A 23,392-nucleotide genomic window follows, 5' to 3' on the forward strand; every position below is an offset into this window, starting at 1 on the left:
ACCGCGCAAGCCTGCCTCTGCCTTCACGTCGCGGGTCTTGCCACAGTGAGCGTCTCGCCACGCCAGCTTCTTGCCAAGCTGAGCTTCTTGCCACACCGGGCTCTGCTCTCTACCTATCCGAGCCAATGGATGGTGGAGACGTCGGCAATGCGCTCAAATACGGTTTCGGGCGCAAAGACGCCCCGGCGACGCAAAGCCGCTGCGCCGCGTGCCGAAATTCGCACCAAGGTCACCACCGTCCATGGCGTCGAACTCCGCGACGACTATGACTGGCTGCGCGCCCAAAACTGGAAAGAGGTTTTGCGCGAGCCCGAGGCGCTGCCCGCCGACATCCGCGCCTATCTCAAGGCCGAGAACGCCTACTCAAAGACGTTGATGGCGCCGACGCGGAGCCTGCAGCGCGACCTCGTCAAGGAGATGCGCGGCCGGATCAAGGAAGACGACGCCAGCGTCCCGCAGCCGGACGGGCCGTTCCTGTACTATTCGCGCTATCGGCGGGGGGGCGAACATCCGCTGATCTGCCGCAGGCCGCGAACGGGCCAGCCGGCCTCGGCCGAGAAGAACACTGGCAACAGCCGCGAGCAGATCATGCTCGATGCCGACGCGCTGGCGAAGGGCAAGGACTTCTTTGATCTCGGCGACACTGCCCATAGCCCAGACCATCGCCTGCTCGCCTGGAGCGCCGACGAGGCGGGCTCCGAGCTTCACAGGATCCGTGTCCGATATCTCGCCAGCGGCGAGGATCTGGCCGAGTGCATTCCCGACACGACGGGCGACATCGTCTGGGCCGCCGACAGCCTGTCCTTCGCCTATGTCGGGGTCGATGCCGACCACCGTCCCTCGAAAGTCTTCCGGCATCGCCTGGGCGACGATCCGGCGCGGGATACGCTTCTGCACGACGAGGCCGATGCCGGGATGTTCGTCGATATCGACCAGACGCAGTCGGGGCGCTTCCTGCTGATCTCGATCAGCGATCACGAGACATCCGAAACCCGCCTCGTCGACCTGTCGCAGCCCGATGCCATGCCCGTCACCATCGCGGCGCGCGAAGTCGGCCGGCAATATGATGTCGAGCATCATGGCGACGACCTGCTGATCCTGACCAATGCGGACGGCGCCGAGGACTTCAAGATCGTCGCCGCGCCGGTGGCCGACCCCTCGCCCGCGAACTGGCGCGACCTGATCGCCCACAAGCCGGGCCGGCTGATCCTGAGCCATGTCTGCCTGAAGGGCCGGCTGATCCGGCTGGAACGCGAGGACGGCCTGCCGCGCATCGTCATCCGCGACCTGGTGACGGGGACGGAAACCAGCATCGCCTTCGACGAGGAAGCCTATGGGCTCGGGCTGGATGCGGGCTACGAGTTCGACACCGCCACCTTACGCTTCATCTATGCCTCGATGGCGCGTCCCGCCGAGACCTTCGACTACGACATGGCGACGGGCGAGCGCGTGCTGCTGAAGCGCCAGGAGGTGCCCTCGGGCCATGATCCGGCGGCCTATCGCGTGCGCCGCATCTTCGCCACGGCGAAGGATGGCGCGCAGGTGCCGATCTCGATCCTGCATCGCGCCGACACCCCGCTCGACGGATCGGCGCCCTGCCTGCTCTATGGCTATGGCTCCTATGGCTCGGCGATGTCGGCCTCGTTCCGGATCAGGCCGCTCAGCCTGGTCGATCGCGGCTTCGTCTACGCCATCGCCCATGTCCGCGGCGGGACCGACAAGGGCAGGCGCTGGTATCTCGACGGCAAGCGCGACAAGAAGAGAAACACCTTCACCGACTTCATCGCCGCGGCCGAAACGCTCGCCGACAACAGCTTCACCACGCGCGGCCGCATCGTGGCGGAGGGCGGCAGTGCCGGCGGCATGCTGATGGGTGCCGTCGCCAACATGGCGCCTGCGCTGTTTGCCGGGATCATCGCGGAAGTGCCCTTCGTCGACGTGCTCAACACGATCCTCGACGACACCCTGCCGCTGACGCCGCCGGAATGGCCGGAATGGGGCGATCCCATCCGCGACGTCTCCGCGTTCAACAACATCCGGAGCTACTCGCCCTATGACAATGTCACGGCGCAGGCCTATCCGCCGATCCTGGCGATGGGCGGCCTGACCGATCCGCGCGTGACCTATTGGGAACCGGCGAAATGGGTGGCGCGGCTGCGCGCGACCATGACAGGCGGCGGGCCGATCCTGCTGCACACCAACATGGAGGCCGGGCATGGCGGCTCGGCCGGGCGCTTCGACTCGCTCAAGGAAACCGCCCTGGCCTATGCCTTCGCCATCCAGGCGGTGGGCGAAGGCTGGCCGGAGACGGGCTCGACCTGATCAACGCCACAAGCCACCGCCATTCCGGGGCGCCCGCAGGGCGAGCCCGGAACCCATAACCACCATCGGCCCAAGAAGGAGCGCGGCGCGCGCTCACATCATTCTGTCCGTTCAGCGGTTATGGGTTCCGGGCTCTTCGCTTCGCGAAGCCCCGGAATGACGGCAGATGGACCTTGAAAGCCGCGCGCGCTCAGACGCCCAGCCGGCTCTTTTCGCTGGCGAGGTAGATCTTGAGCTCGTCCATCGAAGCGAAGCTGTAGTCGCCATCGGGCGTGCGGGCCTGGATCGAGCCGTCGGCATAGATGGTGAAATGGGCCTCGCCGACCTGATAGGCGCCGACGATGCCTTCGTCGGAGGCGTCAGGGCTCTCAGGCTGCGCTCCGGCATCCGGCGCAGCCGGGGCCGGCGCGAAGGGCTGCGTTTCGTTGCTATCGGCCGGTTCGGCGGCGTGCTCCTGCGCCGAAGCGGCCGGCTCGGTCTCGAATGCTGCCGCTTCACGGGCCTGCGGAGGCCATGGAAGCGTTTCCGGCTCGGGCACCGGCACGGGCCAGGCCTGCTCGGGAAACGCCGGCTCGGGCCAGGCCGGCTCGAACTGAGCAGTCTCGGACATTCTGGTCTCGGGAACGGTCCCGGGCTGCGCCGCATCCTCACGCGGCGCTTCTTCCTGTTGGACGTCCCGCTGTTGCGTTTCCGCCGTGTCGGCGAACCATGGCGCGCGACGTTGCAGGGTCGGGTCCATCCAGTTCTCGGCCGCGGCGAGGTCGTCGAGACGATGGCCGATCCCCTCCGTCGAGAACGCCCTGCCCTCGTCGCTCCCGGAGAACGAGGGCTCGATGCGGCCGTCGGCGGGCTTCACGTCGCGTTGCAGCGCCGTCAGGCTCGCGCGCAGCTGGCCGAACTCGTCGGCCTCCCGCGCTGTATCGGCCTCGCGCGCGTTGGCGGCCATCAGGTCGGGCTCGAACGGATCGTCGATATCAGTCGGGCCGGGACCGATGGGTAGAGCCGGCGCGTCATCGGCCGAGGCTTCCACGGAGGCTTCGGCCGGCGCGCCGGCCGCGTCGCGCTCGCTATCGACCAAGGCGTTCGCATCGGCTAGTGCGGCGGCAAACCTCGGGGGCTCATCTCCTGCGTCGAATGTTCCGGTGCGCGCCTCCAAATCCGGCACGCCCTGCGGGTCGATCGGCCGGAACGGATCGAAGGCCGGGATCGCGTCGACATCGGGCTCGCCCGTCCCTTGGCGCTCGCCTGCCCCTTCGGGCTCGCCTGTCCCTGCGGGCACCACGGGCGCCTCATCGCCACGCAGGCCGGCTTGTTCGGCGGTGGATTGCGTGGCCTCGCCGCCGAGGGGACCGGGTTCGGCAGGCTCCTCATGCGAAGGCTCGTCACGAGCGGGCGTACCCAAAGCCTGCGTCGCGGCAAGAACCGCACCGGCCCCGGCCAGCGCTCCGATGCCGGCAGCCGGCGCCTGGGATGGTACGGTGGCCGCCGCATCGACGGCGCTGGCTCCCGGCTGCGGCAAAGCGGGATCGCGCTCGCTGGCAGGGCTGGCGAAGCCAGACGCGACCGACATCGCCATCGCCGCATTGGACAGCGTCTTCTTGAGCCGCCTGATTTCGACGAGGACCCATGCCAAAGCCAGCATCAGAACACCGGCGGCAGACACCACCGTGCCGATGATGACCTGCGTGAAGCCGCGCTCAAGCACCATATAGGGCAGGCCGTCGACGATCGCGGCAGCGCCGCCGCAGAGGAAGCCAAGGCCGAGCAAGATGAAAACGATGATCAAAGTCCAGTCCCCAGGAGCACGCTCGAAAGCCAACTTGGCAGGTCGCCCGGCCGGCCGAGGCCGGCCCACCTGTCGCGCTATCTTGTAACGTATTGAATAAGAGAGAGTTTCAAATCAGCTTTCCGCATAGCGGAAAGGAATCGGGCCTTAATGAGGCGCGTCCGCCGCAATGAGATCGCGCGATCGCCCGGTCAGACGGTTGCCGGGGAGCCACTGGGGGCTTAACTAACGATGGGAATGGCGGGCGCCCACGCGGCAACCACCCGGCCCGGGCCGTCCAACGGCAAGTCATTCTCCGTTTGGGACGCCAGTCCCCATCTACGCGATTTTTGCCAGCCCCAAGGAGAGGCCCCATGACCTTCACCCTTCCCGACCTGCCTTATGCCCACGATGCTCTGCAGCCCTTCATGTCGAAGGAAACGCTCGAGTTTCATCACGACAAGCACCACCAGGCTTACGTCACCAACGGCAACAACGCGATCAAGGGCACCGAATTCGAGGGCAAGTCGCTCGAGGAGATCGTCAAGGCCTCGCATGGCAAGAACCCGGCCGTGTTCAACAATGCCGGCCAGCACTACAACCACCTCCACTTCTGGAAGTGGATGAAGCCCAATGGCGGCGGCGCCATCCCCGGCGCGCTGGAGAAGGCGATCATCGACTCGTTCGGCTCGGTCGAGAAGATGAAGGAAGACTTCGTCGCCGCCGGCGTCGGCCAGTTCGGCTCGGGCTGGGCCTGGCTCGAGGTCAAGGGCGGCAAGATCGCCGTCTCCAAAACCCCCAATGGCGAGAGCCCGCTGGTCAATGGCGCTTCCCCCATCCTAGGCTGCGATGTCTGGGAGCACTCCTACTACATCGACTACCGCAACCGCCGTCCCGACTATCTCAAGGCCTTCCTCGAGAGCCTGGTGAACTGGGAATACGTCGCGGAAATGTACGACGCCGCAGCCAAGGCCTGACCGACCGCGTCCGACTGAATGGAAACGGGGCCTCGCGGCCCCGTTTTCTTGTCTGGCGGGACGCAGAGACCGTCTCGAAACTCGCTCCGGGGAGGCGGCTGGCGTGGTTTTCGAGAACCGGAGCGGAGCGGACTTTCGTCCGTGAGCACCGGAAGCGCAGAAAGCCGCGTCAGACGACCGCCGGAGTAGAGTTTCGAGACGGGCTCAAGCGGCGACGCTCTGCAGGAACTGGTCGACCGTCGTGCGCAGCCGCAGCGCCTGGGCCGCGACCTCGCCTGCGGCGCCGCGCACCTCCTCCGCCGAGCGCCCGGTCTCCTCGACCGAATCGGCGAGCACGCTGAGATCGCTCGACACAGACAGCGACGAGGAACTCGCCATCGCGACGCCACTGGCGATCTCGCCCGTGGCGATGGCCTGCTGCTCGATCGAGACCGCGACCGAATTCGCGAAGTTTTCGATCGCGCTCATACGTTCGGCGATGTTCTGGATCGAGCCGACGACCTCGCCTGTCGCGCCCTGGATCGCGCCGACCTGGGCGACGATGCGGTCCGTCGCATCGGCGGTCTGCGAGGCGAGGCTCTTGACCTCGGACGCGACGACGGCAAAGCCACGGCCCGCTTCGCCCGCACGTGCCGCCTCGATGGTGGCATTGAGCGCGAGCAGGTTGGTCTGTGCGGCGATGTCGCGGATCAGGTTGACGACCTCGCCGATGGCGCGCGCCGTCTCGTCGAGGGCGCGCACGGAGGTCGCGGTGTCCCGGGATATCGAGGCCGCCTCGACGATCTCGGTCCGGACCCGCCGGATCTGGAACTCGACCTCGCGGATGGCGGCGCCCATCTCCTCGGCCGCCTGCGCCGCGCTCTCGACGTTGCCGGAGGCGCCATGTGCGTTATGGGCGGCGCGCGCGGCACGTCCCGACGATTCGGCAGCCACCCGGGCAAGCCCATCGGAGGCCTCGCTCATCCGGTCGGCATTGCTCTTGAAAGCCTCGAGCGCGACCCCGACCTCGCCGCGGAAGAGGCCGATGGCCTCGTCGACGCCCTGCTGGTGCAGGCGTCGCTCGGCCTCGGTGACATGCTGTTTCTCCTGCAGCGCCGCGCGCTCGGCCAGCCGCAGCTTGAGGATGCCGAGCGCATGGGCGATGGCGCCGATCTCGTCGCCGCGTGCCAGAGCATCGATCGGCGTGTCGAGCTTGCCGTCGGATATGCTGACGATCGCCTGCGTCATGCTCTTGAGGGGCTTCATCGTCTGCGACAGCGAGATCCAGAGCAGCGGCCCGAAAATCAGCAGGATCAGCACCCCGAAACCGATGGTGGCGACCTGCTCGTAGCCGGCTCGCGCGATCAGGCGGGTCTTGTCGAAACGCAGGGCGATATAGCCGATCTGCTTTTGATGGCCGCCGACCCTGACGACATGGAGCTTGGTCACGAAGGTAGCGTCTTCGATTTCGGTCGAGACCATCTCCTTCAGGGCGTCCCAGGGGTCGCGTCCGAGCTTGGCCGCAATCGAGCGCGGCGTCAGCGCAAGGCGGGCGGCCTCGGTTCGTCCCGAACTGGCCAGGGCCGAAAGGTCGTCGGCGACGAAGCCGGCCTCGAAATCGGGATCGCGCCGGAGCGAGTCGAGAATGTACCCCAGCGTGTTGGTGTCTCGCGCCAGGATGAGCGAAGGCGACGCATTGACGACCATCAGCGTCAAGGCCGTCATCTTCTGGTCGAGGTCGTCACGTGTCTTGGAATCGTTGTAGCGCGCCGCCGCGATCACCACGATCATGATCGCCAGCGCAACGATGGCGACCGCAGCAGCCGCGATCCGGCTGCTCAGCGAACGGCCCAATCTGCGCTCCGCGGGAAATGCCTGCGTAGCGGTCTTCATTCCGGCCGCTCGCTTGAACCACGTCATTGCGCAGATGATCCCCGAACCCGGCTCCGGTCAGCGACTGTCGCCGCGGACGGGCCTCGACAGCGACGCTGCCAGAGTCTGGTAAACAATCGATTGCGCAGGCGCCATCAACGCAGCTGGGCGAACCGAACCATCGCCAGCCCTGCCGGCACGAAAGCAGCCAGCACCGCATGCTCGATCGGGCGCGTGGCGATGACCGGATCGAGCCGAGCCAGCTCATCGTCGATGAAGCCGGGGTGGCACATGACGAGATGGCCAGGCCCGGGCCGCAGCAGGAAGCGGGCGAGATCGGCGCCGAAGTCTCGGGCCGGGTCGAAGGGGGCGACCCCGGAAAATCCGCGGTTGACGGGTATGCCGCGCCGCAATGCCGCCCCCCGGAAGCCGAGCGCCAGCGCGGCGATCGTCATCGCCTTGCCGACCGCGACACCGCGTGCGCGGATCGCAGCGGCTGAATCGGCGGGGTCGCGCAGATAGACGCTGCCCGGCGCGTAGCGGCTCGCGACCGCGTCGAGAAGGCTCCTGCGCACGCCCGGAAGCACATGGACATGCTGATGGCCGTCGATAAAGTCGGGCGGGCGGCCGAGCCTGTCCTCGAAGGCGTCGAGCTGGCGGCCGATCTCGGCTGCGATCTCGCGGCGCGCGACCAGCGATGTCGCGGCCGCGCGTGCGAGATCGCGCAACGCCGGAAACTCGCCACCCGGCGCCAGACGCGGCATCGCGCCGAGTGGTGCGGCGCAGGTCAGGTTGAGATGCAGGCCGAGATCGGCCTTTTGCGCTAGCGCGCCAAAGTCCGCCGCGAAGGTCACCCAGTGCGGCCGGTTGGTCATCGCGCCCGCCGCCGAGAGCTTGCCGGCCTCGATCAACGCCAGGATCGACCGGCTGACACCTTCGGTCAGCGCGAAGTCGTCGGCGCAGAGAACAAATCCGCTCGGCATCTCGTCTGTTGTCCCCCGTTCAGCCACGATGAGCTAAAGGCCCATCGGGCTTGTGAGCCTGCAAGCTTTACGGTTCTGTGCGCGCCGCGTCACCCGCGGCGGCGCCGCCAAGAGGTCAAGACCAGTGTCCGAGATATCGCCAGCCTCCCCTCGAAGCGTTCCACCGCCGCCCTCCAACCGGCCTGAGCTGACAATCGTCGTGCCCGTGCACAACGAGGCCGAGAATCTGCCGCTGCTCGTCGAGCGCCTGAAGCAGGTGCTGGACGGCGCCGTGGCGTCGTGGGAACTGGTCTGCGTCGATGACGGCAGCCGGGACGGCACGCTGGCCGTGCTCAAGCTGCTGAGCGCCCAGGACACGCGCATCAGCGCCGTCTCGTTCAGCCGCAATTTCGGCAAGGAGATCGCGATCGCGGCCGGGTTAGACCACGCCTCGGGCGAGGCCGTCGTGATCATGGATGCCGATCTGCAGCACCCGCCGGAGACGATCCTCGCCTTCCTGGAGAAATGGCGCGAAGGCTATCTCAACATCTACGGCCAGCGCTCCGATCGGGACGGCGAAAGCCGGCTGAAGCGCAACTTCGCCAAGCTGTTCTACCGGCTCTTCGCCAGCTTCGGCGAGACCGAACTGCCCGAGGGCGCCGGCGATTTCCGCCTGCTCGACCGCAAGGTCGTCGATGCGCTGCGTGCCCTGCCGGAGCGGGCGCGCTTCTCGAAGGGGCTCTATGCCTGGGTCGGCTTTCCCTCGACGGGCGTGATCTTCGACGTCGCCGAGCGCGAGCATGGCGAGACGAAGTTCCGCTACCGCAAGCTGTTCTCCTTCGCCTTCGACGGAATCTCGTCCTTCTCGACCGTGCCGCTCAAGATCGCGACCTGGGCCGGGGCCATCATCGCGCTGATCTCGACCCTGACGGCGTTGTTCTTTCTTCTGCGCACGCTGTTCTACGGCACCGATCTGCCCGGCTTCCCGTCGTTGATCGTTTCGATCATGTTCTTCTCGGGCATCCAGCTCGTCTCGCTGGGCATGATCGGCGAATATGTCGGGCGGATCTTCGCCGAGGTGAAGCGCCGGCCGCTCTACCTGATCGGCGAGCGTGTCGGCTTCGACGCCCGCACGGTCGACCATCCACGCGGCGACGCGCTGCCGCCGCTGATCCGGTAGACGCAAGCCGCCCGATCTGGGATGAAGGCGGCAGCCTTTGCCGCCGGTCCTTGCCGACACGCATCGTCATCCCGGACAAGCGGCGAAGCCGCGCCGATCCGGGATCCATTCCGGAGCGTCTCCGCGTTAGGCTCAGGCATGGATCCCGGGTCTCCGCTTCGCTCCGCCCGGGATGACGGCGTGGTGGTTGTGAGAAAAGTCGTCACGCCCTGATGCTTCGCAAAATCCTCTCCGTCGGCGGCTTCACCCTTCTGTCCCGGCTGTCGGGGTTCGCCCGCGACATCGTTCTCGCAGCCGTGCTCGGCGCCGGCGCGATGATGGATGCCTTCTCGGTGGCGCTGCGGCTGCCCAACCATTTCCGCGCCATCTTCGGCGAAGGCGCCGTCAACCAGGCCTATATCCCGGCCTATGCGCGCATCCGCCAGCAGGGCGGCGAGGCAGCGGCTGCGCTGTTTTCCAACCGCGTCTTCAGCCTGAACCTGATCGTGCAGCTCGTGCTGGTGGCGATCGCCCTGCCTCTGATGCCGGAGATCGTGCGGCTGCTGGCGCCGGGCTTCGCAAACGATCCGCAGCGCTTCGATCTCGCGGTCGCGCTGACGCGGATCACCTTTCCCTATCTGCTCTTCATCACGCTGGTGACGCTGCTTTCGGCCAATCTCAACGCGGTCGACCGCTATGCGGCCGCGGCGGCGGCGCCGATCCTGATGAACATCTGCCTGATCGCGGCGCTGGCGGTGGCCTTCCTGTTCCCGAGCGCGGCCTATGCGGCCGCCTGGGGCATGGCGGCGGCGGGCGTGCTCGAATGGCTCCTGGTCGCCATCGCGGCGCGCCACGCCGGCGTCGCCGCCGCGCTGACGCGCCCGCGCCTCGACGCCGATGTCAGGAGCTTCTTCAAGGCCTTCGGCCCGGCCGTGATCGGCTCCGCCGGCGTTCAGATCGCGCTGTTCGCCGACACCATCATCGCCTCGCTCCTGCCGGCCGGCGCCTATGCCTCGCTGTATTACGCCGAGCGGCTCTATCAGCTCCCGATCGGCGTCATCGCCATCGGCGTCGGCACCGTGCTGCTGCCGACGATGAGCCGCCTGCTGGCGGCGGGCAACGAGGCCGGATCGGACAAGGCCCAGAACCGCGCGGTGGCTCTGACGATCGTCGCGGCCGCGCCGTTCGCCGCCGCCTTCCTGGCGATTCCCGAGCTGATCGTCTCGGCCTTGTTCGAGCGCGGCCGCTTCGATGGAGCCGCGAGCCAGGCGGCGGGCGCGGTGCTGCTGGCCTATGCGGCCGGCCTGCCGGCGATCGTGCTGATCCGGACGCAGCTCTCGACCTTCCAGGCGCGCGGCGACACGACGACGCCGATGCTGGTGTCGCTCGCCGCCATCGGCGCCAATGTCGCGCTGAAGCTGTTGTTGTGGCGCGATTTCGGAGCGCCGGGGCTGGCACTGGCGACGGCCGCAGGCGCCTGGATCAATCTCGGCGCGCTGTTCGTGCTCGGCGTGCGGCGTGGCTGGGCGCGTCCGGATCCGCGGCTGGCAACGCTGATCGCGGTGACGCTCTGCGCGGCCGTCCTCGCCGGGCTGGTGGCGCGTGTCGCCACGCCGGTCCTGCTCGCGGCGATGGCAGGCTTTCCCTACGAGCCAAGGCTGGCTGCGCTCGCCGTCGTCGGCGTCATTGCGGGCGGCCTCTATGCGGTCGTGGTCGCGGGCGGGCTCAAGGCCTCGGGGACGTTGCGGCTGTTGCGCTGAGCCTCAAGCGAGGAAGCCCCTCGCCGTCTCGCCGAGCAGGATCGCGGCCTCCTCGACCATGCGCGTGACGATCTCGCCGGCTGGCGGAACATCCGTCACCAGACCCACCGCCTCGCCGACGATCGCCGCGGCGTTTTGCGCATCGCCCGCCATGAAGGCCTCGCGATAGGCGGGCGCCTCCCGCTCGATATCGGAGCGGAGCTCGTCGTCGCGGCCAGCCCAGCGCGCGGTGAAAGCGTTTGCGGCGACGCGGATGTCGAAGGGTTTGGGCCAGTCGAGCCGGCGCGCAATGTCGGGCAGCGAGGTGCGAAGCGTGCCGTCGCCGGTCGCGGCAAGCGCGGCTGCATGGTGGCCTTCATGGACCAGCGCCTCGCGGCTCGCCCAGAAACGGGTGCCGACGAGCACGCCGTCCGCACCCAGCATCAGCGACGCCGCAAGTCCGCGGCCGTCGGCGATGCCGCCCGCCGCCAGAAGCAGCGTGTCGGGGCTCTGGCGGGCAAGCAGGTCGGCGACCTCGGGCACGAAGGGCAGCGTCGCGCGGCGGTGGCCATGCCCGCCGGCCTCGCCGCCTTGCGCGACAATGATCGCCGCTCCCGCATCGAGCGCCTGCCGGACATGGTCGAGCGACTGGCACTGGCAGATCAGCGGCACGTCGGCGGCCGCGATCTCGGCGGCGAAGGGGGCGGGATCGCCGAAGGACAGCATCATCGCGGCGGGACGATGCGCCAGCGCCTGCGTCAGCAGATGCGGCTGCTTCGCCATCGACCAGGTGATGAAGCCGCAGCCGATGCGGGTATTGCCGGCCTGGCCGAATTGCGTCTCGAGCCAGGGCCCGTCGCCATAGCCGCCGCCGATCAGGCCAAGGCCGCCGGCCCGCGTTACGGCGGCAGCGAGCGCGCCGCCAGCCGCCAGCGCCATCGGCGCCGACAGGACGGGGTGCTCGATGCCGAGCCGCTGCGTCAGCCGGGTGACGAGGCGGGCCATGGTTCTCAGACCTTCGCGCTGTTGGCGAAGTCCATGTAGATTTCTCGCGCGTGGCGATAGAGCGGGCCGGGCTGGAGCTGGCGGCCGTCGATGCGCCCGACCGGCACGACCTTCGAGTAGTTGCCCGAGGAGAAGATCTCGTCGGCCTGCTCGAAATCGCTGTAGCGCAGGCTGACCTCCTCGACCGTGACGCCGCCCTGCCGGAGCAGGCCGATGACGCGCTGGCGCGTGATACCGTTCAGGAAGGTGCCGTTGGGAACAGGCGTCTTCACGATGCCGTCCTTAGCGAGGAAGATGTTGGAGGTCGCGGTCTCCGCGACATTGCCGAGCATGTCGAGCACCAGCGCATTGTCGAAGCCGGCCGCCTTGGCGGCTTTCAAAATGCGAGCGTTGTTGGGGTAGAGGCAGCCGGCCTTGGCGTCGGTTGGGGCGGTCTCGATCGAGGGGCGACGGAACGCTCCTTGCGTCACCGAAAGCCCGCCCTCGGGCAAGCCCATGGGCGCCTCGAACAGGCACAGGCAGAACTGCGTCGACTCCTCGTCGGCGATGATGGTCGAGACGCCGTCGGCCTCGGCCCAGTACATCGGCTTGATATAGAGCGCGGTCTCGCCGCTGAACTTCTTGATGCCCTCGCGAGCCTTGGAGACGATCTCCTCCGCCGATTGCGTCGGCTTCAACCCGAGCGCCAGGGCGGAGCGGTTGACGCGGGCGGCGTGCAGATCGAGGTCGGGCGCCAGACCGTCGAAATAGCGGGCGCCGTCGAAAACGGAGGAGCCCTGCCAGGTCGCATGGCTGCGCGGGCCCATGATCGGCGGATTGCCCTCGTGCCATTCCCCATCGAACCAGGTCCAAGTCTTCGAATACCAGGCCATCAGGCGCTCCTGCTGTCGCAATCGACGTTGCGCGCACCGTCTGCCCCGGGCCTTCCTTCGTCAACCTGAAGCCCTGCACAACCCGATGACGGGATGTGATGGAAGCGATCGGTGCCGGTGATGTTTCAGCCAGCGCGTCGTCTTCGTCATTGCGAGCAGAGCGAAGCAATCCAGAAGGTCTCGCTCGACGTCCCCTGGATTGCTTCGCTGCGCTCGCAATGACGGAGGCGGTGCCGGGGCGGGCGAAATCAGAATCCCAGCGCGCGCAGGCCCGCGATCGTACCCATCCCCACGAGCAGAGCCAGCAATTCGCTGCGGCGGAGCACCATGCTGCCGATCGCGGCCAGGAGCGCGACCGCCGCCGCCGGTCCGAGACGCTCGATCAGCGGCAGCACGGTCGCCGCGATGATCGAGCCGGGCAGCGCCGCGAGCCCGCGCCGGACATGCGGCGTCAGCGGGATGAAGCCCATCAGCACCACGCCGGAGATGCGGCAGAGATAGGTCGCCAGCGCCATGGCGAGGATGGCGAGGACCGGCCCCCAGATGCCGGGCTCAGGCAGCGTCATCGGTAAACGCTCCCACGAGCGCGCCCGAGAGCGAGCCGACGATGATGAAGGCGTAGCCATCGACCAGCTTGGAGGTGACCAGCGCCACGATGCCGGCGACCAGCCAGGGCACGGCCGCGCGCTTGCCCCGCCAGAGCGGCACGATCATTGCCGCAAAGAAGATCGGCAGGACGAGGTCGATGCCCAGGCGACGCGGATCGGCCATCAGGGCACCCAGTGCATGGCCGGGAATGGTGAAGAGGATCCAGACGAGCCAGAGCGCCAGGCCGGCCCCGATCAGGACGCCGAGATCGCGGCCGCCCTCGGTATGGTAGCGCGTGCCGATCACCCAGTTGGCGTCGGTGAAGAAGAACAGGTGGAAGGCGTTGAGCGATTTCGGATAATGCGCGAACCAGGGCTGGAGCGAGGCGCCCTGCAGCACCATCCTGGCGTTGACCGTGGCCGTCAGCGCGGCGAGAGCGACGATCCCGCCCCAGCTCCATTCCGGCCGCCACAGCTCCAGCGCGATCAGCTGCGAAATGCCGCCATAGACCAGCGCGCTCATCAACAGCGTCTCGAACAGGCTCAGGCCCTTCGCCGAGGCGGCCGCGCCGAACGCCACGGCGAAGATGATGACGCCGGGCATCAGAACCGAGACCCTGCGAATGCCCAGCAGCATGCCTGCGGCCGAAACCGGAAAGGCAGCATGACCCATCGCCTCGCCCTCCTTCGGCCTTCACGCACGGTTCCGCAGCCTGGATCGCTCCGAACCGCAACGCGACACCGCTCTTTCCAAGGCCGAAGCCGGCGCAAGGTCAACGGCCCGGAGCGGAAGGGCCGCATGCCCCCCGCACAGAACGGCTTCGGGAACCGTTGGGCGATCGCCTGAAGGCCGGGCTCGTTCCCTTCCCCCCGCTTGCGGGGGGGAGGGGGGGGGGGGGGGGGGCCGTAAAGCAGGGCGCGCATTCACTGTTGCCGTCGCGCCGAGCGGCACTGCCCCCCCCCCCCCCCCCCCCCCCCCCCCGCGGGGGGGGGGAGCAGCAACCGTCGCGCCCGAGGTGCTTCAGCCTATGGCCGTGCAGGAACCGGCGGCGACGGTTACGGCAACGGGTCGACTGCTCTAATCTGCCGGGATGATCTGGCTGACCTCTCCCGACATGACCGCCGCGACGTTGCCTGCCGCCTGGCTGATCGCGACTGGCGCTCAGCCCGGCAATCTGACCGAGCGGTCGCAACTGCGGCGCGAGACCGCGCGCGAGGTGATCGCGCGGCAGCTCGGGCTGCCCGTGAAGGCCGTAACGATCGGACATGACGGGAAGGGGCGGCCCCTTCTGACAGGACCGGATGGTGCGGGGCTGCATCTGTCGCTGGCGACGCGCGCAGGGTTGGTGGCGGTAGCGCTGGCGCGGCGGCCGGTCGGCATCGATGTCGAGCGCGTCGATGCCGCCGCTGCTGCGCCGCTGGAGGTTCTCCACCCGGAGGAGGCGGCAATGCTGCGCGGTCTGCCGGAGTCGTCGCGCCCGCTCGCCTTCGCCCGTCTCTGGGCCGCCAAGGAGGCCTATGTGAAGGCGCTCGGCAGCGGCTTCCTGCGGGCGCCGGAGAGCTTTGCCGTGACGCTGCTGGCAGCAGACAGGTTTGCGGTCGCCGACCCCTTCAACGCCGGCGCGATCGAAGGTGCTGTCCGGACCATCGAAAACGGCGGCCAGGAGATCCTGGCCGCCGCGATGGTGATCCTGGACTGAGACCTCGGTCTCAGCCGGGCTGATCGGCCGGCTTCTTCTTCAGGGCATAGGCGATGGCGCAGACCAGCGCCGCCCCGATGATCGAGCTGACATAATGCGGCATGTCGGCCGGACCGATGCCGATGGCGCTCTCCTCGATCGGCACCTTTTCGATCCAAGTCGGCATGTTGACCTCGAGCCAGCGCAGCACGGCGATGTCACCCAGGATCATCTCGGCGGCGATCCAGCCGAGCAGGGCCGCACCGAGCCAGATCAGGATCGGGTACTTGCTGATGATCGCGGTCAGGAACTGCGCGCCCATGATGATCAGCGGGATCGAGAGCAGTAACCCGAAGATGAAGAGCTCCGGGTGTCCGCGCGAGGCCGCCGCGATCGCGATGACGTTGTCCAGGCTCATCACGGCGTCGGCGATGGCGATCGTTCGCACCGCCTGCCAGAGCGTGGAGCCGCCATCGATATCGGCGTGCGATTCGTCCTCCCCCATGGCGAGCTTGACGGCGATCCAGAACAGCAGCAGGCCGCCGATGATCTTCAGATACGGCACCAGCAACAGATAGGTCACGACCAGCGCGAAGATGATGCGCAGGCCGATCGCCGCCGATGCGCCGAGCCAGATACCGACCTTGCGCTGGTTTTCCGGCAGTTGCCGGCAGGCGAGCGCGATCACCACCGCGTTGTCGCCCGACAGCAACAGGTCGATCCAGATGATCTGGAGCAGCGAAACCCAAAATTGGGAGGATGAGAAATCCATAGGTCGGTCAGTCCCTTTGTCAGAGGGCCGGATCTGGCCGGCGGTGCTTCAGGAGGTAGCCAAGTCCGACGACGAGCAGTGCGCCGATCAGGGCTGCGGGGTATTCGAAGCGGTGGACCGTCTCGGCGCCGAAGCGGGCGACGAGCCAGGGATCGGTGTCGAACATCTCGCCTGCGACCCAGCCGAGCAGTGCGGCACCCGCCCAGACCAGGATCGGGAAGCGGGTCAGGAGGCTGGTGATCAGCGAGGCGCCGAGCACGATCAGCGGAATCGAAATGACGAGGCCCGCGACCAGCAGCGGAATCGAGTCCTTGGCGACGGCGGCGATCGCCAGCACATTGTCGAGGCTCATCACGATGTCGGCGATCGCGACCGTCTGGACGGCCTTCCAAAGCTTGCTGCTGGCGGTGATCGAATCCTCGTCGCTCTCGCCATCCTCGATAATCAGCTTGACCGCGATCCAGACCAGCAGCACGGCGCCGATGATGTGCAGGAACGGCGTGTTGAGCAGCGAGGCGATCAACACGGTGAAGATCACGCGCAGGACGACGGCGACGCCAGCCCCGAGCGCGATGCCCTTTGAGCGCTGTTCAGGCGAAAGCGCCCGGCAAGCCAGTGCGATCACCACCGCATTGTCGCCCGACAGCACGATGTTGAGCGCGATGATCTCGAGCAGCTTGCCCCAGAGGGCGGGATCCAAAAACGAGATCGAGGAGAAATCCATGAACAGCAGCCCCCTTTTCGGCCCTTAGCGGCCTGGTTTCCAATTTTTTCTTCTCCCCTCCCGAGGGAGGGGAGCGTTCTTTCAGCGTCGTCTCAGCCCAGGGCCTGCTCGACAGCCTTGCCGGCGGCCTCGGTTCCCAGCACGCCGCCGAGATCGCGGGTGCGGGTGCGGGCATCGCCCAGCGCCCGCTCGATCGCGGCCTCGATCCCCTTGGCGGCTTCCGTCTCGCCGAGATGGTCGAGCATCATCGCCGCCGACCAGATCTGGCCGATCGGGTTGGCGATGCCCTGCCCGTAGATGTCGGGCGCCGAGCCGTGGACCGGCTCGAACAGCGAGGGGAACTCGCCAGTCGGGTTGATGTTTCCGCTGGGGGCGATGCCGATGGTGCCGGTGCAGGCGGGGCCGAGATCGGAGAGGATGTCGCCGAACAGGTTCGACGCCACGACCACGTCGAAACGGTCGGGGTTCAGCACGAAATGCGCGGTCAGGATGTCGATGTGGTACTGGTCGACGGTGACCTCAGGATAGTTCTTGGCCATCTCCTTCACCCGCTCGTCCCAGTAGGGCATGGTGATGGCGATGCCGTTGGACTTGGTCGCCGAGGTCAGTTTCTTGCGCGGGCGGCGCATGGCGAGCTCGAAGGCGTATTTCAGGACGCGGTCGACGCCGACACGGCTCATCACCGTCTCCTGCATGACGATCTCGCGCTCGGTGCCGGCATACATCCGGCCGCCGACTGAGGAGTACTCGCCCTCGGTGTTCTCGCGCACGACGAAGAAGTCGATATCGCCGGGCTTGCGGCCGACCAGCGGGCCGGGCACGCCGGGCATCAGCCGCACCGGGCGCAGGTTCACATACTGGTCGAATTCGCGCCGGAACAGCAAAAGCGAGCCCCAGAGCGAGATGTGGTCGGGCACCTGGGCGGGCATGCCGACCGCGCCGAAGAAGAGCGCGTCATGGCCGCCGATCTGCTCCTTCCAGTCGTCGGGGAGCATCTTGCCGTGCTTGGCGTAGTAGTCGCAGGACGAGAAATCGAACTCGTCGAGACGCAACTCGAAGCCGTATTTCTTCGAGGCCGCCTCGAGGATGCGAAGACCCTCCGGCATGACTTCCTTGCCGATGCCGTCGCCCGCGATGGCGGCGATGCGATAGACGCGGTTGGTGCGGGTCATGGCGTGTCTCCAAAGAAGGCCGTGAATTCGGCAGCGACGAGATCGGGGATCTCCTCGGCCAGATAATGCCCGCCAGGCAAGCTGCGGCCTTGCACATTCTCCGCGCGGAGGCGCCACAGCGCCAGCGGATCGAAACATCTGCCGATGATGCCGTTGCCGCCCCAGAGCGCCAGCAACGGCTGCGTCAGCTTGCGCTCGCCATCCTCGTCGTCATGGCGGATGTCGATCGTGGCGGCGGCGCGGTAGTCCTCGCAACTGCCATGGATGACGGCCGGATCGGCAAAGCAGCGCAGATATTCGGCGAGCGCCTCGGGAGCGAAGGGCGTCAGGCCGGCCGAACCCGAGCCGCATTTCTTGCGCCAATAGGCTTCCGGGTCGGAACCGATCATCCTCTCCGGGAACGGCGCAGGCTGGATCAGGAAGAACCAGTGCCAATAGGCGCGGGCGAAGGCGTCGGTCGTGCCGGCATACATCTCGCGCGTCGGGGCGATGTCGAGGGTGGCGAGCTTTGTGACCCGCTCGGCATGGTCGAGCGCGAGGCGATGGGCCACGCGAGCGCCGCGATCATGGGCGCCGACCATGAAGCTGTGATGGCCGAGCGCGCTCATCACCTGCGCCATGTCGAGCGCCATAGCGCGCTTAGAATAGGGGAAATGCTGCGCGTCCGTCGCTGGCTTGTCGCTGTCGCCATAGCCGCGCAGATCGGCGCAGACCAGCGTGAAGCGGTTTCTCAGGCGCTCCGCGAGCTTGTGCCAGAGCACATGCGTCTGGGGATAACCGTGCAGCAGCAGCAGCGCCGGCCCCTCCCCGCCCGTCCGCACGCGAATCCGCGCGCCCGACGTCGTGACGTCGAGCAGACGGAAGCCTGGAAAGAGGCTGTCGGTGACGGGCAATTCGGTGATGGACATTCAGCAACTGCAGGGTGAACAATCCTGTGCGATTACCCTGAATCCCACGCGATTGCGTCGATCGATTATTACACAATCAGGATCAATAACGGCGATATGGGACTCGCGCGTGCGCGCATCACCGGTGGCGTTGGCTCCTCGGAGAACCTTCACCGCCGGTCGATCTTGTCCGTCACATGCCAGGCCCCGGCGAGAACGAGCAGGCCGAACGGGATCATGACCGCATAATAGAGCAGCACGCTGCCGATCTGCTTCAGCCAGGTTTCCAGGCTCAAGCCTGCCGCCGCGATCGGCAGGAATGCGAGAGCGGCCGCATAGCCCTTCCAGTGTATGACCTCGAACCGACCCAGCCAGCGCTGCCGAAACCAGTACTCCTTGCCGGCTGACGGCATGCCCCGCTCACGATCCCCCATCGCGCGATCATTCGTCTCTGTCAGCCGGCCGGCGGCCGCACGAAGGCATTGTTCGGGATCGAAGGAGGGATCGCCTCCGCCCTATGAATGACGATCCGAGGGTCACCGTTGGGCGGCCGGAGGCTGCGCGGCAGCGCCTGCCTCCGCGCCTTCGAAATTGATGATGATTTGAAGGCGGGTGATCTGGTCATCACCCGCGCGCGGGGGCGGAGCGGGAAATTTCGCTCCCGCCGGTGCCATCGCCAGGGCTGCGGCATCGAGTTCTGGCCTGCCGCCTGTCGTCACGACCGACGATCGAAGGATCTCGCCTGTCGGAGCGAATTCGACGGCGATTTTGACCTGACCCGATAGCGCGACCCGTCGGACCTTCCGTCCATTCCTCTGCACCTCTTCGGGAATGACCTTGCGCTTCTCGAGCTCCTTCGCGAGGAGAGCCCGCCAAGCCATGGTGGCCGTTTGCGCGGTGGACGTTTCGGGCAGCCGCCCCAAGCTGGCCCGTTCCTGGGAGACCGGAAGTTCGCCGGCCTGGACCGACACGATGCACAGAGCGGCGGTCAGGACACAAAGGCCCGCGAGACGCCATCGCATCGCCAAGACACGTTGGGCGCCAGCCATGCGCGCCACCGTTGCGACCTCATCGATCTCGCCTTGCATGCGGGCACCTCGCGCGCGGACCAAAGGCCCTGCTTGCCGCCCATTCTGAAGAGATCTTTGGGAACGTCGTCCTTCGAATGAGGGAAGCCGGAGAATCGAGTGTCCGCGCGCCATGGTGGCCGTCTCTGAAGCCGCGCACTGCACGGCTGGCACCGGGTCGAGGGCGCGCGTCGGAGACGCGATGGCGCAAAAGCGCCCTACCCCCGCAGCGCCGCCCCATAGCGCTTGGCCATCTCCGCGACGATCTTGGCCCCGACAGCCTCGATCTCGGCTTCCGTCAGGGTCTTCTCGACCGGCTGGAGCGTGACCGCGAGCGCGACCGACTTCTTGCCGGGTTCGACGCCGGCGCCCTCATAGAGATCGAACACCGAGACGTCCGAGATCAGCGCCCGGTCGGCGTTCTGGGCCGACTTGACCATTTCGCCGGCGGCGGTGGCCTTGTCGACGATGAAGGCGAAGTCGCGCGTCACCGGCTGGAAGCCCGACAGGGCGAGCTTCGGCTTGACCTTGGTCGGCTTGGCTTTCGGCAGCGGCAGCGCATCGAGGTGAATCTCGAAAGCGACCAACGGCCCCTTGACGTCGAGGGCCTTGAGCACGCGGGGATGGACCTCGCCGAAAGCGCCGATGACGCCCTTGGGGCCGAAGCGCAGCGTCGCCGAGCGGCCGGGATGAGCCCAGGCGGGACCGCCGGGCACGACCTGGAGACCGCCCGTCGGCACGCCGAGGCCGGCGAGCAGCGCCATCACGTCGGCCTTCGCGTCGAAGGCATCGACCGGCTTGGCCGCACCGTCCCAGTGGCGCCCGGCGCCTTCGAGACGCGCGGTGCCGCGGCGCAGGCCGGTTGCGGCGATCAGCTGGCCTTCCGGCGCGTCGCTCTGGAAGATCTGCCCGACCTCGAAGATCGCGACATCGCCCAGGCCGCGATCGGCATTGGCCTGGGAGGCGCGGATCAAGCCCGGCAGCAGCGAGGGCCGCATGTCGGAGAGATCGGCGGCGATCGGATTTGCCAGCGTGAGCGCGGGCGATCCGCCGCCGAAGAGCGTCGCCTGGTCATGCGAGATGAAGGACCAGGTCACGGCCTCGACCATGCCGCGGCTGGCGAGCAGGCGCTTGGCGCCGCGGGTGCGCTTCTGCAGCACGGTCAGGACCGGCTTGATGACCTCGCCCTTGATGCGCGGCAGCGGCGTCGAGACGACGCGGTCGAGCCCGGCGATGCGCAGGATCTCCTCGACGAGATCGGCCTTGCCGCCGACATCGGCCCGCCAGGAGGGGGCCGTGACCTTCACCTGCTCGCCCGCGCCCGAGACGTGGAAGCCGAGCGAGGTTAACGCCCGCTCCATCTCCGCCACCGGCAGGTCGAGCCCGGTCAGGCGCTTGACCTCGGACCAGGGCAAGTCGATCGCAGGGGCGCTCTCGGGCAGTTCACCGGCGAAGACCATCTCGGAGGCCTCTCCGCCGCAGAGCTGCAGGATCAGCGCCGTGGCGAGATCCAGCCCCGGCCGGCAGAACTCCGGATCGACGCCGCGCTCGAAGCGGTAGCGCGCATCCGAGTTGATGCCGAGCGCGCGGCCCGAACGGGCGATGTTGAGCGGGTCCCACAGCGCGCTCTCGACCAGCACGTCGGTGGTGCCCTCGTCGCAGCCCGAGGCCTGCCCGCCCATGATGCCGGCGATGGATTCGACGCCCGCCTCGTCGACGATGACGACCTGCTCGTCGGTCAGCGTATAGGTCTTGCCATCGAGTGCGACGATGCTCTCGCCCTCACGCGCGCGCCGCACGACGAGGTCGCCCTTGACCTTGGCGGCGTCGAAGACGTGCAGCGGCCGGTTGCGATCGAGCGTCATGACATTGGTGATGTCGACCAGCGCATTGATGGGCCTGAGGCCGACCGCACGCAGGCGGGCCTGGAGCCAATCGGGCGACGGGCCGTTCTTCACCCCGCGCACGAGACGCAAGCCGAAGGCCGGGCAGAGCGCCTTGTCGTCCGGGGCAAGCTCCAGCTTCACGCCGACCGGGCAGGGAAAGCTGCCGCGAACCGGCTGGACCGATGGCGTCTTGAGCTTGCCCAGGCCAGCGGCGACAAGATCGCGCGCGATGCCGGAGACGCCGAGCGCGTCGGCCCGGTTGGGCGTCACCGCGATCTCGATCACCGGATCGCTCAGGCCGGCATAGGCGGCGTAGGATTGGCCGACGGGGGCGTCCTCCGGCAGATCGATGATGCCGTCATGATCCTCGGAGAGCTGCAACTCGGCCGCCGAGCAGAGCATGCCGTTGGATTCGACGCCGCGGATGACGCCCTTGCCGAGCGTGATGTCCTTGCCGGGGATGTAGGTGCCCGGCGGCGAGAACACGCTCTTCATGCCGGTGCGGGCATTGGGCGCGCCGCAGACCACCTGCACGGGTTCACCCACGCCGGTATCGACCATGCACACGCGCAGGCGATCGGCATTGGGGTGCTGCTTGGCCTCGACCACATAGGCGATGGTGAAGGCGGCGAGCGCCTTGGCCTTGTCCTCGACGCCCTCGACCTCGAGCCCGACGCGGGTCAGGGCCTCGCTGATGGCATCGACGGAATCGGTCGTGTCGAGATGGTCCTTCAACCAGGACAGAGTGAACTTCATGATTGTCCGTCACTTCTTAGTTTGGCGTGGGACAGAGCGGCCGGGGCGGCATTCAGCTCGTCCTCACCATCCGTCTTGATCTTCATGGAATTGCCGCGCCAGCTCACCTCGCCGGCGATGAAGGCATAGGCCCAGACGCCGGGGAAGATGATGTCGCGGATCAGCAGCGCCAGCGGCATCCGCCAGGAGGAATACCAGCCAACGCCGTAGGCCAGCGCCAGTTCGGCGACGTACCAGGGCAGCAGGACGAGCAGGGGCGCGAGCCAGGCGGGCTGGCCGAAGCTCGGCAAGGCCAGCGCCAGAAGCAGCACCGGCAAGAGCGGTCCCGACAGGATTTCCGGCAGGAAGAAGGGCAGGAAGGTGACGCGCCGCAGCCTGGCCCAGCGGAACTGGCGCTGGACGACGTCATGCAGGCTGCGCCGACCCAAGGGCTGCTCGAAGGGCTGCCCGACGAGATGGACATGCTTGCCGGCGCGGCGCACCAGCTTGGTCGCCGCCGCATCCTCGGCGATCTCCTCGCCGAGGATCGCGATGCCGCCATTGGCGTCGAGGAAGGGCTTGTTCCAGAGCATCGACTTGCCCTGCGCGAAGCCGAAGCCGCAGGCCTCGCCGGCATATTGCCAGCGCGCCTGGAAGGTGTTGAGGAAGGCGCATTCCAGCTCGGACCAGAAGCCGACCGGCCGCGAACCGGCCGGCGTCGAGCAGACCAGCCCGGTGTCGTCGCGCCAGGAGGCCAGCATCCGCTGGATATAGTCCTTCGGCATCATCACGTTGGAATCGGCCAGGATGACCCATTCGGTCGTCGCCGCCTCCCAGCCCTTGACGCAGTTGTTGAGCTTGGGATTGGCGCTGACTGCGACATCGCCGGTGATCAGGCGCGCGCGCGCCTCGCCATGGATCCCGATCAACTCCTCGATCAGTGGCACGACCGGATCATCGGCATCGGCGACCGCGAAGATCGTGACGTAATCGGGATAGTCGAGTTCGAGCCCCGAGATCGCGGTCTCCCTGCTGAAGGCCTCGATGCCGCGCAAGGGGCGCACGATCGTCACCGGCGGCAGCGCCGCGAGCAGCGCGGTTGGCCGGTCCTTGCGACGCAGGCGCACGAGGGCGATCGCCTGGCACAGCAGATTGGTCGCAACGAGCAGCGCCGCGAACAGCACCGCCCATCCCGCCGGGCTCATCGCGCCCCCCCTTGGAGCCTTTCCGC

Annotated in this window: 20 protein-coding genes; 5 read left to right on the forward strand and 15 right to left on the reverse strand. The window is 67.5% G+C overall.

Annotated elements, in window-relative coordinates; translation table 11 throughout:
- The first annotated feature begins 147 nt into the window (after positions 1 to 147).
- The gene (locus AE618_RS03215; RefSeq protein ID WP_054207615.1) at positions 148 to 2,322 is read left to right on the forward strand and encodes a S9 family peptidase; all 2,175 of its coding nucleotides are present in this window, start codon (positions 148 to 150) and stop codon (positions 2,320 to 2,322) included.
- A 190-nt stretch (positions 2,323 to 2,512) separates the two neighbouring features.
- On the opposite strand, the gene AE618_RS03220 is transcribed toward AE618_RS03215, so the two are convergent.
- Positions 2,513 to 4,108 carry a hypothetical protein gene (locus AE618_RS03220; RefSeq protein WP_054207616.1) on the reverse strand — a complete coding sequence of 532 codons (1,596 nt, stop codon included), beginning with the start codon at positions 4,106 to 4,108 and terminating at the stop codon, positions 2,513 to 2,515.
- 353 nt (positions 4,109 to 4,461) lie between these two features.
- On the opposite strand from AE618_RS03220, the gene AE618_RS03225 reads away from it, so the two are divergent.
- Positions 4,462 to 5,064: a superoxide dismutase gene (locus AE618_RS03225; RefSeq protein WP_054207617.1), complete on the forward strand. Its 603-nt coding sequence runs from the start codon at positions 4,462 to 4,464 to the stop codon at positions 5,062 to 5,064.
- Between the two features lie 204 nt (positions 5,065 to 5,268).
- Here AE618_RS03225 and AE618_RS03230 read toward each other — a convergent pair whose 3' ends face one another.
- Together AE618_RS03230 and AE618_RS03240 are read right to left on the reverse strand one after the other, a co-directional pair.
- Positions 5,269 to 6,897, reverse strand: coding sequence for a methyl-accepting chemotaxis protein (locus AE618_RS03230; RefSeq protein ID WP_054207618.1), 1,629 nt, complete (start codon positions 6,895 to 6,897; stop codon positions 5,269 to 5,271).
- A gap of 173 nt (positions 6,898 to 7,070) precedes the next feature.
- Complete coding sequence (locus AE618_RS03240; protein ID WP_054207620.1) at positions 7,071 to 7,898, reverse strand: ChbG/HpnK family deacetylase; 828 nt, start codon at positions 7,896 to 7,898, stop codon at positions 7,071 to 7,073.
- 199 nt (positions 7,899 to 8,097) lie between these two features.
- On the opposite strand from AE618_RS03240, the gene AE618_RS03245 reads away from it, so the two are divergent.
- Both AE618_RS03245 and murJ read left to right on the forward strand, forming a co-directional pair.
- Complete coding sequence (locus AE618_RS03245) at positions 8,098 to 9,057, forward strand: glycosyltransferase family 2 protein (RefSeq protein ID WP_248310729.1); 960 nt, start codon at positions 8,098 to 8,100, stop codon at positions 9,055 to 9,057.
- Positions 9,058 to 9,269: 212 nt separating this feature from the next.
- Positions 9,270 to 10,796: a murein biosynthesis integral membrane protein MurJ gene (gene murJ, locus AE618_RS03250; RefSeq protein ID WP_054207621.1), complete on the forward strand. Its 1,527-nt coding sequence runs from the start codon at positions 9,270 to 9,272 to the stop codon at positions 10,794 to 10,796.
- Positions 10,797 to 10,799: 3 nt separating this feature from the next.
- On the opposite strand, the gene AE618_RS03255 is transcribed toward murJ, so the two are convergent.
- The 4 genes from AE618_RS03255 to AE618_RS03270 form a co-directional block, all read right to left on the reverse strand.
- Positions 10,800 to 11,780 (reverse strand): NAD(P)H-dependent flavin oxidoreductase, encoded by a 981-nt coding sequence (locus tag AE618_RS03255; RefSeq protein WP_054207622.1) that lies wholly within the window; start codon positions 11,778 to 11,780, stop codon positions 10,800 to 10,802.
- A gap of 5 nt (positions 11,781 to 11,785) precedes the next feature.
- Positions 11,786 to 12,652 (reverse strand): branched-chain amino acid aminotransferase, encoded by an 867-nt coding sequence (locus AE618_RS03260; protein ID WP_054207623.1) that lies wholly within the window; start codon positions 12,650 to 12,652, stop codon positions 11,786 to 11,788.
- 248 nt (positions 12,653 to 12,900) lie between these two features.
- Positions 12,901 to 13,218 (reverse strand): AzlD family protein, encoded by a 318-nt coding sequence (locus AE618_RS03265; protein WP_054207624.1) that lies wholly within the window; start codon positions 13,216 to 13,218, stop codon positions 12,901 to 12,903.
- Positions 13,205 to 13,912, reverse strand: coding sequence for an AzlC family ABC transporter permease (locus tag AE618_RS03270; RefSeq protein WP_054207625.1), 708 nt, complete (start codon positions 13,910 to 13,912; stop codon positions 13,205 to 13,207). Before AE618_RS03270 ends, AE618_RS03265 begins: the two co-directional genes overlap by 14 nt.
- A 418-nt stretch (positions 13,913 to 14,330) precedes the next feature.
- On the opposite strand from AE618_RS03270, the gene AE618_RS03275 reads away from it, so the two are divergent.
- Positions 14,331 to 14,939 carry a 4'-phosphopantetheinyl transferase family protein gene (locus AE618_RS03275; RefSeq protein ID WP_054207626.1) on the forward strand — a complete coding sequence of 203 codons (609 nt, stop codon included), beginning with the start codon at positions 14,331 to 14,333 and terminating at the stop codon, positions 14,937 to 14,939.
- 10 nt (positions 14,940 to 14,949) lie between these two features.
- On the opposite strand, the gene AE618_RS03280 is transcribed toward AE618_RS03275, so the two are convergent.
- From AE618_RS03280 to AE618_RS03315, 8 genes are all read right to left on the reverse strand, one after another.
- Positions 14,950 to 15,690: a TerC family protein gene (locus tag AE618_RS03280; RefSeq protein WP_054207627.1), complete on the reverse strand. Its 741-nt coding sequence runs from the start codon at positions 15,688 to 15,690 to the stop codon at positions 14,950 to 14,952.
- Between the two features lie 19 nt (positions 15,691 to 15,709).
- Entirely contained in the window at positions 15,710 to 16,414 is a 705-nt protein-coding gene (locus tag AE618_RS03285) for a TerC family protein (RefSeq protein WP_156330073.1), read from the reverse strand.
- 92 nt (positions 16,415 to 16,506) lie between these two features.
- Positions 16,507 to 17,586: a tartrate dehydrogenase gene (locus AE618_RS03290; RefSeq protein WP_054207628.1), complete on the reverse strand. Its 1,080-nt coding sequence runs from the start codon at positions 17,584 to 17,586 to the stop codon at positions 16,507 to 16,509.
- Positions 17,583 to 18,494, reverse strand: a complete 912-nt coding sequence (locus tag AE618_RS03295; RefSeq protein ID WP_082364962.1) for an alpha/beta fold hydrolase — start codon at positions 18,492 to 18,494, stop codon at positions 17,583 to 17,585. Before AE618_RS03295 ends, AE618_RS03290 begins: the two co-directional genes overlap by 4 nt.
- Before the next feature lie 149 nt (positions 18,495 to 18,643).
- The gene (locus AE618_RS03300) at positions 18,644 to 18,886 is read right to left on the reverse strand and encodes a hypothetical protein (protein WP_054207629.1); all 243 of its coding nucleotides are present in this window, start codon (positions 18,884 to 18,886) and stop codon (positions 18,644 to 18,646) included.
- 123 nt (positions 18,887 to 19,009) lie between these two features.
- Positions 19,010 to 19,561, reverse strand: coding sequence for a TonB family protein (locus AE618_RS03305; protein WP_054207630.1), 552 nt, complete (start codon positions 19,559 to 19,561; stop codon positions 19,010 to 19,012).
- A gap of 197 nt (positions 19,562 to 19,758) precedes the next feature.
- Positions 19,759 to 22,182, reverse strand: coding sequence for a phenylalanine--tRNA ligase subunit beta (gene pheT / locus AE618_RS03310; protein WP_054207631.1), 2,424 nt, complete (start codon positions 22,180 to 22,182; stop codon positions 19,759 to 19,761).
- Complete coding sequence (locus AE618_RS03315) at positions 22,179 to 23,366, reverse strand: glycosyltransferase (protein ID WP_054207632.1); 1,188 nt, start codon at positions 23,364 to 23,366, stop codon at positions 22,179 to 22,181. The genes pheT and AE618_RS03315 overlap by 4 nt, the downstream gene beginning before the upstream one ends.
- Positions 23,367 to 23,392: the final 26 nt, after the last annotated feature.

The sequence above is a fragment of the Allobosea vaviloviae genome (assembly GCF_001298265.1).
In the GTDB taxonomy this organism is placed as follows: domain Bacteria; phylum Pseudomonadota; class Alphaproteobacteria; order Rhizobiales; family Beijerinckiaceae; genus Allobosea; species Allobosea vaviloviae_B.

Coding starts and splice junctions, on each gene's coding strand:
- AE618_RS03215 (WP_054207615.1), top strand. CDS start 148: ATGCGCTCAAATACGGTTTCGGGCGCAAAGACGCCCCGGCGACGCAAA.
- AE618_RS03225 (WP_054207617.1), top strand. CDS start 4,462: ATGACCTTCACCCTTCCCGACCTGCCTTATGCCCACGATGCTCTGCAG.
- AE618_RS03240 (WP_054207620.1), bottom strand. CDS start 7,898: ATGCCGAGCGGATTTGTTCTCTGCGCCGACGACTTCGCGCTGACCGAA.
- murJ (WP_054207621.1), top strand. CDS start 9,270: ATGCTTCGCAAAATCCTCTCCGTCGGCGGCTTCACCCTTCTGTCCCGG.
- AE618_RS03255 (WP_054207622.1), bottom strand. CDS start 11,780: ATGGCCCGCCTCGTCACCCGGCTGACGCAGCGGCTCGGCATCGAGCAC.
- AE618_RS03260 (WP_054207623.1), bottom strand. CDS start 12,652: ATGGCCTGGTATTCGAAGACTTGGACCTGGTTCGATGGGGAATGGCAC.
- AE618_RS03265 (WP_054207624.1), bottom strand. CDS start 13,218: ATGACGCTGCCTGAGCCCGGCATCTGGGGGCCGGTCCTCGCCATCCTC.
- AE618_RS03270 (WP_054207625.1), bottom strand. CDS start 13,912: ATGGGTCATGCTGCCTTTCCGGTTTCGGCCGCAGGCATGCTGCTGGGC.
- AE618_RS03275 (WP_054207626.1), top strand. CDS start 14,331: ATGATCTGGCTGACCTCTCCCGACATGACCGCCGCGACGTTGCCTGCC.
- AE618_RS03280 (WP_054207627.1), bottom strand. CDS start 15,690: ATGGATTTCTCATCCTCCCAATTTTGGGTTTCGCTGCTCCAGATCATC.
- AE618_RS03285 (WP_156330073.1), bottom strand. CDS start 16,414: ATGGATTTCTCCTCGATCTCGTTTTTGGATCCCGCCCTCTGGGGCAAG.
- AE618_RS03290 (WP_054207628.1), bottom strand. CDS start 17,586: ATGACCCGCACCAACCGCGTCTATCGCATCGCCGCCATCGCGGGCGAC.
- AE618_RS03295 (WP_082364962.1), bottom strand. CDS start 18,494: ATGTCCATCACCGAATTGCCCGTCACCGACAGCCTCTTTCCAGGCTTC.
- AE618_RS03300 (WP_054207629.1), bottom strand. CDS start 18,886: ATGCCGTCAGCCGGCAAGGAGTACTGGTTTCGGCAGCGCTGGCTGGGT.
- AE618_RS03305 (WP_054207630.1), bottom strand. CDS start 19,561: ATGCAAGGCGAGATCGATGAGGTCGCAACGGTGGCGCGCATGGCTGGC.
- pheT (WP_054207631.1), bottom strand. CDS start 22,182: ATGAAGTTCACTCTGTCCTGGTTGAAGGACCATCTCGACACGACCGAT.
- AE618_RS03315 (WP_054207632.1), bottom strand. CDS start 23,366: ATGAGCCCGGCGGGATGGGCGGTGCTGTTCGCGGCGCTGCTCGTTGCG.